Here is an 11,410-nt window from a genome sequence, read left to right on the forward strand (position 1 = left end):
AGAGCATGGCCCGCGACGATATCACGAGGCTGCGGCGTTGGGCGCTGGTCCATAAATGGACCAGCCTGGTGTGCACGGCGTTCCTGCTGCTTTTCTGCCTCACCGGCCTGCCGCTGATCTTCGGCGACGAGCTGCGCGACCTGCTGAGCGACGAGCCGCCGTACGCGGACCTGCCCGCGGACACGCCGCTTGCCAACCTCGATCGCATCGTCGCGACGGCGAAGGAGAAGCGGCCCGACCACGTCGTCTGGTTCGTCTTCGTCGACGACGACGAGCCCAAGGTTCTGGTCGGCATGCTGCCGTCGCCGACGGCCGATCCGAAGACCTCGCGCCGGCTGCGGTTCGATGCCCGGACCGGCGAACTGCTGAACGAGATCGAGCCCTACGATGTGCGGCCGGTCACCTTCCTCGACCTGATGCTGCGGCTGCATCGCGATCTCTTTGCCGAGCTTCCCGGCGAGCTGTTCCTGGGCTTCATGGGGCTGGTGTTCGTGGTGGCCGTCGTCTCCGGCGGCGTCCTCTACGCCCCTTTTGCGCGGCGGCAGCGGTTCGGCGAGATCCGGGGCGCGTCGCGTCGCCTATGGTGGCTCGACCTGCACAACATGCTGGGCGTGGTGACCATCGCCTGGGCCATCGTGGTCGGTGCGACCGGCGTGATGAACGAGCTGTCGCAGCCGCTCTTCGCCGTCTGGCAGCGCACCGACGTGGCCGAGATGCTGAAACCCTATCGAGGACAATCGGTGCCCGAAGCCGCGTCCTTCTCCTCGGTGCAGGCTGCGTTCGACCTGGCGGCCAGAACCCTGCCGGGGCGCCGGCCCACAAGTGTGGTGTTTCCCAACGTGCGGGTCGGAAGTCCGCATCACTATCTCGTCTGGACCAAGGGCAATGCCGCGCTCACCGGACGGCTCTTCACACCGGTTCTGGTCGATGTGGTGAGCGGCAAGCTCGCCAGCGTTGTCGAGATGCCCTGGTACCTGCGCACGCTGCAGGTCTCGCGGCCGCTGCATTTCGGCGACTATGGCGGCATGCCGCTCAAGATCATCTGGGCGCTGCTCGACCTCGTGACCATCGTCGTGCTGGGCAGCGGCCTCTATCTCTGGCTGTCGCGCCGCCGCTCGCCCATCGAGGGGCGCCTGCGCGAAGAAGCGGCGGTGCAGGAGCCGGCGCGATGAAATGCTGGCGCTGGCCCACGCTGCTGGCGCTGCTGACCGTCATCGGCCTCCTGTCGGCGCTGCTGGGCGAGGGCGGAGCGTTCTGGTTCGTGTCGTGGATCGCGCTCTCGATCCCGCTGCTGGCCATTGCGCTCGCCGTGTTGCGGTCGCTCGCCAATCTTCCGGTGCGGCGCAGGCCGTAAGCCTCTACGCTCTCCCGACGTCTGACTTCCGAGCGCTGGACTCCGACACAGGGGGAAACGATGCGGGTGAAGTGGGGAGAGCGGCCGCGCTGGTATCGCTGGGCCGTGCCGGGTGCCTTCGTCGGCATGGCGATCGGCGCATTCGCGGTCTTCGAATATGCCTATAACGGCACGACGCTCGATCGTTACCTGATCATGGTTGCGGGTTTGCTGGGTGGCGGTGCCGTCGGCGCGCTGCTGGCGCGGATCACGCGGTAGCGGGGGAGGGGACGCGTGTCGGCGAGAACCATCCTCATCACGATCGGGCTTTCGGCCTGGTTGCTGGCCTCCGTCGTGGCGTTCCTCATCGTCGCCTACACGACCTTCTTCGGCATCGCCGTGATCGGCCTCGCCATCGCCTATGTCAGCACGCAGTTCGAGCTCGATGCCGACACGCCCGTCGCCAGCAGCCTCAACACCAGCTTCCTTGCCGCGCAGCTTCAGGCGAAGCGGGATCTGTCGGCGGAGCAGCGCCAGGCCGCCCATCACGAGCAGTCGCTGGCCAGCCAGTCGGCGCGCTTCTTCAAGCTCTTTGGCCTGGGCCTCGCGGTCATCGGCCTGTGCGGCGGGCTCTACTACCAGCTCTGATGTCCCGGCCCGCGGCCGCGCAACGGGCATCGTCGGCCTAGCCGCCATGCAGCCGCCGCCGTAGCTATTTCCCACCGTCCCGGGGACAATTCGGGCCGCGCCGCCGGATTTCGGTCGCGCCAATGAGAAGGCTCGAGAGGAAACGACATGGACGGAGGGGATGGCTCGCCGCAGGGCCGCGCGCCGCATGGCGCCGTGCCGCAAACGGGGAGCATCGAGGGCCCGCGCTCGTGGCGGGCGGCGTGGCTGACGCTGGCGATCCTCTCCGTGTCGTTCGGCTCGCCCTTGCTGATCGTCGTCGGCCTGAAGCCGATGCAGGAGGCGCTGGGCCTCGAACGCTCGGTGCTGGTGCTGGCGGGCTCGCTCGCCTGGGTGGGCACGGGTGCGGGTGGCATCCTGATGGGCTGGCTGGCCGACCGGATCGGCGTGCGAGCGACCGTCGCCATCGGCGCCTGCATGATCGCGGGCGGGCTGGCGCTCTCCTCGCACGGCTCGCTGTGGGCGCTCTACCTCGGCCACGGGCTGATGCTGGGCCTGCTGGGCAATGGCGGCGTCTACCCGCCGCTGCTGATCTATGTCAGCCGCTGGTTCGACCGCCGCCGCGGCACCGCCATCGCGCTCATTTCATCCGGGCAATACGTGGCCGGCGTCCTGTGGCCGACCATCTTCGAGGCCGGCATCAGCTCGTGGGGCTGGCAGGCGGTGATGCTGGCCTATGCCGGCGTGGTGCTGGCGCTGATCCTGCCGGCGACGTTCTTCCTGAAACCCGCGCCGCTGCCGCCGGTCGAAGCGCCGGCCGCGGCAACGGCACACACCGCTGCCACGCCGCCGCAGGGCAGGCGCCTCGTCGCCGGCCTGCATCCCAACCTGGCGCAGTTGTTGATCTGCATCGCGGGCTTCTGCTGCTGCATGCCGATGGCGATCCCGCAGGCGCATCTCGTCGCCTTCTGCAGCGACATGGGCATCACGCCGACGCGCAGCGCCACCATGCTGTCGATCATGCTGGCCGCCGCCTTCCTGGCGCGCCAGGCCTGGGGCGCGCTGGCCGACCGGATCGGCGGCCTGCGCACGATCATGGCCGGCTCGGCCTTCCAGGCGGTCACCATCGCGGCCTTCTCGTTCACGCAAGGAGAAGCCGGCCTGTTCGCCATCTCGGCGGCGTTTGGCCTGGGTTTCGCGGGCATCATCCCGTCCTATGCCGTGACGATCCGCGACCTCTATCCGTCGTCGGAAGCCTCCTGGCGCATCCCGCTGACGCTCTTCACCGCCATGAGCGGCATGGCCGTGGGAAGCTGGTGGGCCGGGCTCCTCTACGACCATTTCGGCTACTACGCGCCCGCGTTCGCCTCGGGCGTGGTCTTCAATGTCGTCAATCTGCTGATCGTGGGCTTCCTGATCTTCCGGCTAAGCGGACCGCGGCGGATGACGGCGTGGCCGAAGGCGCTGGCTCGCGGCTAGTTCGACGTCATCTTGCACGCCGCCAGCTCCTTGCGGCGTGCGGCGTCTTCCAGTTGGTGCCGGTCCGCGTGCGTCCGGTTGCACCAGTTCATGTGTTGAACCAGGTTCGAACTCCACCGCATCCCTTCGAAGACGCAAACCGACCCCAGCGACTGGGCAAGCTCCACCTGAGTCCGCGATCTGGCCGCATACTCGTTGCAGTTCTTGATAGGAACCGCCCCGAAATCGCCGCGGCACGTGCCGAGGGCCTTTCGGCGTTCGTCGTCTTCACGGCCACGGTCCCGGGCGGATACACCCTTGCACCACGCCAGGTGGTCTGCCGGTTCCAAGCTCCAGCGCGGCCCGGGGAAGCCACAGCCGGTGGCCATCTGAACCTGGCTGGTCGCCCGGGCGACGTAATCCAGGCAGCTCTCGATGGGGAGAGGGCCGAAGGAGCCTTGGCCAAAAACGGGCGTGACCACCAGCATCGCGAGCGATGCGAAGCAACCCGGCAGCATCTTGGCATTCATGTCGTTCTCCAGGCGGGAATTCTCGCGGCTCGCCGTGATGACGAAATTCCAGCCGATGATCCAAAGGGAACGGCGCTCCGCCGGTGGAGTTCCGTCAGGTTGAACACCAGGGGCTCATCGTCCCCGGCGCTTGTCGATGAATCGCATGATGGGGGTGACGGTCGTTCCATGCAGCGCGATCGAGATGACGATCACGAGGGACACCGCGTTCCAAAGCAGGTCCGGCTGTTCGAAGGGCGCGCGCCCGAGGGCGAAGGCGACATAATAGACTGAACCGATGCCGCGAATGCCGAAGAAGGCGATGATCGCCCTCTCCGGCAGGGGCTCCTTGCGGCCGATCAGGCTGATCCACACAACGAGCGGCCTGACGACCAGAAGCGTAAGCACCGCGAAGCCGACAACGGCCCAGTTCGTATCCCTGAGCAGGCCGCCTTCCGCCAGAGCGCCGCCGAACAGCACGAGAAGCATCATCATGAGCATACGTTCGATCTGTTCGGCGAAATCGTGCAGCTTCTCGTGGTAGCGATGCCGTCGCTCGAAGCTCCGGAAGGCGACCGCGGAGACGAAGACCGCCAGGAATCCATATCCGTGCGCCATCTCGGCGAGGCTGTAGGCGATCGCGGTAATTCCCAGCGCCACGAACCCGTCGCCCGTCCTCGAAAGGTTGGAGCGGTTGGGGAGGCGGAACGTCAGCCAGCCCAGGCCGCGGCCAACGGCGACCCCGACGGCGATCCCCGCCGCCAATCGCCAGCCGAGATCCATCGTCAGCCAGTTCAGCCACCACGCCTCGCTACTCGTGTCCGCCGCCGCGAGGAGGATGGCGAGATAAACGAACGGGAAGGCAAGCCCGTCGTTCAAGCCGGCCTCGGCGGTCAAGGTGAAGCGAACCTCGTCTTCACCACCTTGCCCCGGCGGGCCGACCTGCACGTCGCTCGCGAGCACGGGATCTGTGGGAGAGAGCGCCGCTCCAAGCAGCAGCGCCGCGGCCAGCCCGACGCCCAACAGCCCGTGGGCCAGCAGGGCGATGGCGAGGATGGTCAGGGGCATGGCAAGGCCCAGCAGCCGCCAGGTGAGGCCGGCGGTCGCCCAGGCAAGCGGCCGGTCGAGCTTCAGCCCGGCGCCCATCAGCGCCACGATGACCACCGCCTCGGTCAGTCGCTCCGTCAGCTTGAGGTGGGCCTGCGGCGCCGGCGCCTGGGCATAGTCGAAGGCACCGGCCAGCAAGGCGCCGGCAGCGACGCAGAAGATGGGGAGCGAAAGCGGCAGCTCCTTCAACAGCATGGGAAGCCACGCCGTCAGGAGCACGATGGCGCCGAAGCCGGCGAGCATCACGATATAGGGGTCCATGATCCTCGCTTGGGGCCGGAATCCGGCCGACCTCAACGTGCGGGCGTGAACGGTGTTCCTTGTCGAACGACCAATCAGTGCCCGACCGTCGAGGCCATGGTATCTGGACGCATGGCAATGGCCGGACTGCGGGAAAAGATCCAGGGGCTCTACTTCGGCGACGACAGGCGGGCCCGCACATTTCGTTATGGGCTCATCTGCTTCGATGTCGCCACCATCGTCTTGTTCCTCGTCTCGCCCCTTGGCGGCCATCAGCCGTGGATGATCGGCCTGGACCTCGTCATCGGCATCCTCCTGTCGATCGAGTTCCTGGCGCGCCTTTGGGCGCAACGCCGGCCGCTCCGCCATCTGTTCAGCCTCACCTCGGCGGCCGACCTGATCGTGATCCTGTCCCTGTTGCTACCGGTCTTCCTCGAGAACCTCGGGTTCCTGCGCATCGCCCGGGCCTTGCGCCTGTTGCGCTCCTACCACCTCCTGCGCGATCTGCGGCGGGACTCGGAATGGTTCCGGCAGCACGAGGACATCATCCAGCGGACGGTGAACCTCGGCGTCTTCATCTTCATCGTGACGTCGGTCGTCTACGTCACCCAGCACAACATCAACCCGCAGATCGCGAACTATGTCGACGCGCTCTACTTCACCATCACGACGCTCACGACGACCGGCTTCGGTGACATCACCCTGAAGAGCCCCGGCGGCCGCCTGCTTGCGGTGATCATCATGGTCGTCGGCGTGGGACTGTTCCTCCGCCTGCTGCAGGCCATCTTCCGTCCCAACAAGGTGCGCTTCGAATGCCCATCCTGCGCGCTCCTCGTGCACGACATCGATGCCGTGCATTGCAAACACTGCGGGATCGTCCTGCAGATCCGGAACGAGGGAATTTGAGGGGAGCGGCTATTCCGCCTTCCTTCCGAGCCTCGGCGATACGGCAAGTCCGAGAAAGACCATCATCGCCTGATTTAGCCGAACGACATCCTCGTCATCGAGTCGCCCGATCCTGTCGCCGACTTTCGATCTCGGAACCGTGGTAACCTTGTCGACCATCAGCCGGGACGGGGAGCGCAGCCCGTTGCGCTCGTTCGGTTCGACAAGCAGCCGGAACAGCGGCGCGTCGGCCGGATCGGTCGTGAAGGCGCAGATCGTTATGGAGTCGGTGGCGTCGAAATTGTCGTCCTGCACGATAACGACCAGGCGCGGCTTGCACGCATGGTTCTTGCCGCCCGAGACGGTCCAGACCTCGCCGCGCTTCACTCGTCGCGGCAGTCCGAAACCGCGTCGATAAACGCCTGATCCTCGTGTGCTCGAGCACTCTTGGCGACCGCGAGCGACTGACGGTGTGCCTCCGTCTTGAACGACGACGCCCGTACGTCCGGTACCCAGATCTGGATCGGCCGCAATCCTAGCGCCCGCAGCCGGTCGCGATGTTCCTGCACCTTGATCCGCGTTGGCTTGGCCCCTCTTGTTGTCGGCATCTCTCATCTTCTGTTGGGTTACATGTAATCTGACTTGCGGGGATGAAGATCGCAAAGCTCGCTCGCCGTCTCGGCATCGTTCGACTGCTTTGTCGGCATCCCTCCGCGGTCGTCGCGACGCATCAGTAATTCACTTTTATAATGTGTAATTTGAAAATATCCTGCCAAGCGCCCGCTGATCGCCCGCGTTCCTCAAGTCTATAATAGACGTTTGAAGTCAAATATCTCATCCTACCCATATTATGGAATTTTATTGCGCCTTAGTTCTTCATCGCAGCGCCGCTTGCCGAACCTTCGGTTTGGCAAAGCGTTGCTAGGCATACGCGATACGCGTACATGTGGACGCTAAGAGATTTATCTCTCTCATTTGCTTTCGAGCTGTGCGACGGGCCCGTAGTTACTGTTCGTGTTGTTACTCCAGCCGGTACGCTTGAGCTGATGGGAGAGGTAATTCATTTGGACGACGAGCGCTTAGAGATCACTCGAGCGCACATTCAGGGGTTACAGCCGAACGCGTGTGGTCATGCCAACATGCGAGTGATTGGGCAAAAGCTTCTAGAGGAAACCAATGTCCAAGAAATCATCATTCAGGGAAGCACTCGAACAACTGGTGCAAACCCCAACCGCAAGCCGCGTCCGTACTGTATACGATCACGTTAGCCTCCTGCTGCAGAATAAAGATGGAATAAGTAAGCCTATCGATCTGGCACGTGTGCTTGTTCAATTTGGATTGTCTCCGCGGAAAGCTCACGATGTTATTGATCGGCTTGTTCGACGGAAGGATGTGGCAATCGAAGCAAATTCCGCCGCCGTGGCTCGGTTTGGGTTGAATTCCCTAACTGATCTCGGCGTCACTGCTTCGAATATCTCTGTTCCTTCGATTATAAATGTGCGCTCCGTTCGACAGCGCCTTGGTCTATCGCAGAGTGAATTTGCGGTTCGTTTCGGCTTGGAAGCAGACACAATCAAGAACTGGGAGCAGGGTCGCTACAAGCCAGATAGAGCTGCCTTGCTTCTACTTCGTGTTATCGAAAGTGATCCAGCTGCAGTTGATCGCGCTTTAGGACGGGCGGAGATACATCCGTCTGCAATGCGTTCGATGGTGGAGAGTCAAAATGATGACGCCCGCCGTTTGATGAGAAGTCCGCACTTGAGAGCATTGGCAGATTTGGCTCCGACTAACGTCGACCGTTCACATCGACGGGATGTGATAGGTGCAATTTACCAGTCGAACGAGGCTGTCGATGCCGGCATGGGAAAGATTCTCGAAGTAAGGGGAAATGCACATGAAGGTGCAGGAAGTGGTTACTGGACGAGCATCTCGACTGGTGCGGTTGATGCATCCTCAGGGGGCTTTGCCTATTCCAAACCTGATTCAATCCCTTCAAGAAAGGTACAAGTTCGAGAAGCGCCCGGAGGACCTGGTGCAGGTGCACTCGGACAAGATCGCGATCTTCGAGCACGGGCATTACAGCAATCGCTACATTAAGCGACTGCTGATAGGTGATGGATTCTTTGCTTGTGATGTACATGGCACCACCGACGCAGCGGACGAGTTAGCTGATGATTTGGAGCACTGGGCAATCAACGAGCTCGGATATCGGCGCAAAGATGATGGCGTTTTGGGCGTAGCGTATGCCAGTGAGCTTGAAGTGTCGTTTGCGCCATCAGAAGCGGCGATCTTGCATGCGTTGACGTCAATGGGCCGCGTTATCGGTGATCTTGTAGTCTCGTATGGGAATAAGTCACCTGCCTATAGTCTTGAACGCATTAGCTTTGTTCCTGATCCTACGGTTAATCAGGCGCTTCGTGCGATTCCATTCGTTTTGGAACGTCGGGTCGGGTTGCAATTTTCACACGAGATTTGGTACTCAGCAGCTCCTTTGCGCACTAATGATCATATTGCCATGCTGACAGATTATGCCGATCTCTATGAAACGGAGAAGCGCGACATTCGCTAAGCGTGTTCGCGATAGGATAAAAATGGCTATTCAAATGTTTCAGCCATGGCGGTAGCAACAGCCGCGCAAATCTCTGCGTCGTCTAACCTTTGCCCGTCACCGCCAACGCCTGCGTAAGATCCGCGATCAGATCATCCGGATGCTCGATGCCCACCGACAGCCGGATCGTGGTGTCCAGAACACCGATGCGGTCGCGGACTTCCAGTGGCACACCCGAGTGCGTCATGGCGGCGGGGTGGCTGGCCAATGACTCGGTGCCGCCGAGGCTGACGGCGAGCTTGAAGATCTGCAGCGCGTTCAGGAAGGCGAAGGCTTCCTTTTCGCCGCCCTTGATATCGAAGGAGAAGGTCGAGCCGGCGCCGGTGCATTGCCGGTCGTAGACCGCCTTCTCGGGCGAGCCCTCTTCGAGCAGGCCGAGATAGTGGACCTTCGCCACGCGCGGATGGGCGGCGAGCCATTCGGCGACGAGCTTGGCGTTGGAGTTGGCGCGCTCCATCCGGAGGCCCAGCGTCTCCAGCGAGCGTCCCAGCATCCAGCAGGAATGCGGGTCGAGCTGCGTGCCGAGGCTGCCGCGCAGGGCGCGGATCGGGCCGACGATTTCCTTTCGGCCGAGCGTCGCGCCGGCGATCAGGTCGGAATGGCCGCCGACATACTTGGTGAGCGAATAGACCGAGACGTCGGCGCCGTGGTCGAGCGGCCGCTGGAAGACCGGGCCGAGCAGGGTGTTGTCGCAGACCAGCATGGGCTGGACGCCGTTCTGCCAGCGGGCGATCTCCTCAGCCAGGCGGCGCAGCAGGGCAATGTCGACCAGCGTGTTGGTCGGGTTGGCCGGCGTCTCGATCATGATGACGGAGATGCGGCCCTTGCCCATCGTCTTCTTGCGCGCCTCGGCGATGGCGTCGCGGATCGTCTCCTTGTTCACGCCGTCGACGAAGCCGACGGCCGAGATGCCGAAGCCCGACAGCGTCTTGGCCAGCAGGGTCTCGGTGCCGCCGTAGAGCGGCTGCGAGTGCAGCACCACGTCGCCCGGCCGTGCGAAGGCGAGCAGGGTCGTCGAGATCGCCGACATGCCGGAGGAGAAGAGGGCACAGGTCTCGGCGCCCTCGTAGACCGCGAGCCGGTCCTCGACGATCTCGCTGTTGGGATGGTTGAAGCGCGAATAGACCAGGCCGGCGGCGCTGCCGGCGGGCGGCGTCTTGCGGCCCGACACATAATCGAAGAAATCGCGGCCTTCCTCGGCCGAGCCGAAGACGAAGGTCGAGGTCAGGAACACCGGCGGCTTCACCGCGCCTTCCGACAGCGCCGGGTCGTAGCCGTAGGACAGCATCAGCGTCTCGGGCCGGAGCTTGTGGTTGCCGATATGGGTCCTGGACGGGCGGGGCGCGGTCATGGCGTGTCTCCTGTCGGAAGGGGTGACCTCTTCCCCCATGATGACGACAAAGATGACAGCAAGTGTGTCGAAAAGGTGGGGACGGTTCCCTACGGCGCCATCAACGCCGCGATTTCCGACCGCACGCCGGCCGATCGCCGGTAATACTGGTGCGATCCCGCGAAACCGTCGTCGTAGTCGGCGAAGCCGCTGCAATCGACCATGCGGTAGACCGCGGGCGGGAACAGGCCTGCGTCGCTGCCGCCGCGCGGACCGTCCTGCCCCAGGCGATGGCAGTTGTTGAGCGTCTCGCTCAGCACATCCAGCACCTTGTCTCCGCGATTGTGGAGGATCGTGATGCGCTTCGCGAGCCGGCTGAGTGGGGCCAGGCTGTTGGTGACCGCCGCGTCGAAAGCATCGTCGACGATGTCGGGCGCGGCCATGAAGATCTGGTCGAACATCTCAGCATCGCCGTTGCCGTTCGCGAACCAGGCCTGGACCGCTGCCTGCAGCGCGAGATTGCCCATGCTGTGCGTCAGGAGGAAGGTCCGCCGGCCGTTGGCCCGCGCCTTCTGCAGGATGGGCAGGAGGTTCGCGAGGAACCTCATCAAGGGGAGCCCCGAACCGCCCGCCGCCTTCTGGTCCGCGGTGTAGGGCAGGGTGGGGAACGGGATGGTCAGCAACTGGCCGCGCGAGGGCCAGCTGAAGGTCACGACGGCGGTATCCGCGTCGCCGACATTGGAGGCGAAGAACCATTCGCGATTGAAGGCGGCGCGCGTCAGGGCATTCTCGAAGCTATTGGCGAAGCCGTGGATAAAGACGAGGATGTTGCGCCCGCCATCGGCCAGGTCGTCGAAGACCGCCTGGCTGAAATTGCCCTTCTGCAGGTCGTGGATCGAGCGGATGGCGCCCACCGTGTCCGCGGTCAGGCCGGCGCTGTCGACGAAGGCGGTCCCGTAGGTGACCTGCAGCGGATTGTCGGGCGCGACCATGCTGAACGTGTAATTTTCCGGCCGGTCCGCCGGATGGTTGGCGATGCGGTTCGTCGCGAAATAGACGGTGGTCGTCATGCTTTCCTCCCCGTATCGCGTTCGAGCGTGATCGCCTGCCGGGCTTTGTCAATGTGCATCGTTGCACATCAAAAAATGCTCCCATTGCGTGCGGCGCTTGACGCAACTAATGCACTCTCAGATTGCATGAATTCTACCCGCGCAGTATGTGTGATGTGTCGGCACGCTGCGGGGAGCAGCTCGTTGCCGGCGCAATGCCGGAAGCGAGGGCCCAAGCGGGCCCTCGTCCGGTCTTGGGGGCGG

The 11,410-nt window shown here is 63.6% G+C and carries 13 protein-coding genes and 1 pseudogene; 8 read left to right on the top strand and 6 right to left on the bottom strand.

The genetic code is table 11. From position 1 onward, the window contains the following. The first annotated feature begins 5 nt into the window (after positions 1 to 5). The 5 genes from AC1ROX_RS09225 (at position 6) to AC1ROX_RS09245 (ending at position 3,439) form a co-directional block, all read left to right on the top strand. Positions 6 to 1,172, top strand: coding sequence for a PepSY-associated TM helix domain-containing protein (locus AC1ROX_RS09225; protein WP_493124652.1), 1,167 nt, complete (start codon positions 6 to 8; stop codon positions 1,170 to 1,172). Continuing rightward, entirely contained in the window at positions 1,169 to 1,354 is a 186-nt protein-coding gene (locus AC1ROX_RS09230; protein ID WP_493124653.1) for a hypothetical protein, read from the top strand. Before AC1ROX_RS09225 ends, AC1ROX_RS09230 begins: the two co-directional genes overlap by 4 nt. Before the next feature lie 60 nt (positions 1,355 to 1,414). Further along, positions 1,415 to 1,612, top strand: coding sequence for a hypothetical protein (locus tag AC1ROX_RS09235; protein WP_493124655.1), 198 nt, complete (start codon positions 1,415 to 1,417; stop codon positions 1,610 to 1,612). A gap of 15 nt (positions 1,613 to 1,627) precedes the next feature. After that, positions 1,628 to 1,981: a hypothetical protein gene (locus AC1ROX_RS09240; protein WP_493124657.1), complete on the top strand. Its 354-nt coding sequence runs from the start codon at positions 1,628 to 1,630 to the stop codon at positions 1,979 to 1,981. A gap of 147 nt (positions 1,982 to 2,128) precedes the next feature. Continuing rightward, positions 2,129 to 3,439 carry an MFS transporter gene (locus AC1ROX_RS09245; RefSeq protein ID WP_493124659.1) on the top strand — a complete coding sequence of 437 codons (1,311 nt, stop codon included), beginning with the start codon at positions 2,129 to 2,131 and terminating at the stop codon, positions 3,437 to 3,439. Here the strand turns inward: AC1ROX_RS09245 and AC1ROX_RS09250 are convergent. Continuing rightward, positions 3,436 to 3,948 (bottom strand): hypothetical protein, encoded by a 513-nt coding sequence (locus AC1ROX_RS09250; protein WP_493124661.1) that lies wholly within the window; start codon positions 3,946 to 3,948, stop codon positions 3,436 to 3,438. The genes AC1ROX_RS09245 and AC1ROX_RS09250 overlap by 4 nt on opposite strands. Before the next feature lie 114 nt (positions 3,949 to 4,062). Then, the gene (locus AC1ROX_RS09255; RefSeq protein WP_493124663.1) at positions 4,063 to 5,295 is read right to left on the bottom strand and encodes a cation:proton antiporter; all 1,233 of its coding nucleotides are present in this window, start codon (positions 5,293 to 5,295) and stop codon (positions 4,063 to 4,065) included. A 117-nt stretch (positions 5,296 to 5,412) separates the two neighbouring features. Here AC1ROX_RS09255 and AC1ROX_RS09260 point away from each other — a divergent pair, with 117 nt between their 5' ends. Next, positions 5,413 to 6,180 carry a potassium channel family protein gene (locus AC1ROX_RS09260; protein ID WP_493124665.1) on the top strand — a complete coding sequence of 256 codons (768 nt, stop codon included), beginning with the start codon at positions 5,413 to 5,415 and terminating at the stop codon, positions 6,178 to 6,180. Positions 6,181 to 6,189: 9 nt separating this feature from the next. Here the strand turns inward: AC1ROX_RS09260 and AC1ROX_RS09265 are convergent, their stop codons facing one another. Next, positions 6,190 to 6,546: a type II toxin-antitoxin system PemK/MazF family toxin gene (locus AC1ROX_RS09265; RefSeq protein WP_493124667.1), complete on the bottom strand. Its 357-nt coding sequence runs from the start codon at positions 6,544 to 6,546 to the stop codon at positions 6,190 to 6,192. Beyond that, positions 6,543 to 6,767, bottom strand: a complete 225-nt coding sequence (locus AC1ROX_RS09270) for an antitoxin MazE family protein (RefSeq protein ID WP_493124669.1) — start codon at positions 6,765 to 6,767, stop codon at positions 6,543 to 6,545. Before AC1ROX_RS09270 ends, AC1ROX_RS09265 begins: the two co-directional genes overlap by 4 nt. Positions 6,768 to 7,335: 568 nt before the next feature. On the opposite strand from AC1ROX_RS09270, the pseudogene AC1ROX_RS09275 reads away from it, so the two are divergent. Next, a pseudogene (locus AC1ROX_RS09275) lies at positions 7,336 to 7,782 on the top strand (helix-turn-helix domain-containing protein); the annotation flags it as partial. A 271-nt stretch (positions 7,783 to 8,053) separates the two neighbouring features. Further along, the gene (locus tag AC1ROX_RS09280) at positions 8,054 to 8,728 is read left to right on the top strand and encodes a hypothetical protein (protein WP_493125341.1); all 675 of its coding nucleotides are present in this window, start codon (positions 8,054 to 8,056) and stop codon (positions 8,726 to 8,728) included. 82 nt (positions 8,729 to 8,810) lie between these two features. On the opposite strand, the gene AC1ROX_RS09285 is transcribed toward AC1ROX_RS09280, so the two are convergent. Both AC1ROX_RS09285 and AC1ROX_RS09290 read right to left on the bottom strand, forming a co-directional pair. Continuing rightward, entirely contained in the window at positions 8,811 to 10,118 is a 1,308-nt protein-coding gene (locus AC1ROX_RS09285; RefSeq protein WP_493124671.1) for a cystathionine gamma-synthase family protein, read from the bottom strand. Between the two features lie 89 nt (positions 10,119 to 10,207). Then, the gene (locus tag AC1ROX_RS09290) at positions 10,208 to 11,167 is read right to left on the bottom strand and encodes an alpha/beta hydrolase (RefSeq protein WP_493124673.1); all 960 of its coding nucleotides are present in this window, start codon (positions 11,165 to 11,167) and stop codon (positions 10,208 to 10,210) included. Positions 11,168 to 11,410 lie beyond the last annotated feature (243 nt).

The sequence above is a fragment of the Reyranella sp. GW821-FHT14A01 genome (assembly GCF_058803965.1).

Excerpts from the sequence above, each read along its gene's own strand:
- AC1ROX_RS09255 (WP_493124663.1), bottom strand. The coding sequence starts at position 5,295 with ATGGACCCCTATATCGTGATGCTCGCCGGCTTCGGCGCCATCGTGCTC.
- AC1ROX_RS09285 (WP_493124671.1), bottom strand. The coding sequence starts at position 10,118 with ATGACCGCGCCCCGCCCGTCCAGGACCCATATCGGCAACCACAAGCTC.
- AC1ROX_RS09270 (WP_493124669.1), bottom strand. The coding sequence starts at position 6,767 with ATGCCGACAACAAGAGGGGCCAAGCCAACGCGGATCAAGGTGCAGGAA.
- AC1ROX_RS09250 (WP_493124661.1), bottom strand. The coding sequence starts at position 3,948 with ATGAATGCCAAGATGCTGCCGGGTTGCTTCGCATCGCTCGCGATGCTG.
- AC1ROX_RS09290 (WP_493124673.1), bottom strand. The coding sequence starts at position 11,167 with ATGACGACCACCGTCTATTTCGCGACGAACCGCATCGCCAACCATCCG.
- AC1ROX_RS09235 (WP_493124655.1), top strand. The coding sequence starts at position 1,415 with ATGCGGGTGAAGTGGGGAGAGCGGCCGCGCTGGTATCGCTGGGCCGTG.
- AC1ROX_RS09260 (WP_493124665.1), top strand. The coding sequence starts at position 5,413 with ATGGCCGGACTGCGGGAAAAGATCCAGGGGCTCTACTTCGGCGACGAC.
- AC1ROX_RS09225 (WP_493124652.1), top strand. The coding sequence starts at position 6 with ATGGCCCGCGACGATATCACGAGGCTGCGGCGTTGGGCGCTGGTCCAT.
- AC1ROX_RS09280 (WP_493125341.1), top strand. The coding sequence starts at position 8,054 with ATGAAGGTGCAGGAAGTGGTTACTGGACGAGCATCTCGACTGGTGCGG.
- AC1ROX_RS09230 (WP_493124653.1), top strand. The coding sequence starts at position 1,169 with ATGAAATGCTGGCGCTGGCCCACGCTGCTGGCGCTGCTGACCGTCATC.
- AC1ROX_RS09245 (WP_493124659.1), top strand. The coding sequence starts at position 2,129 with ATGGACGGAGGGGATGGCTCGCCGCAGGGCCGCGCGCCGCATGGCGCC.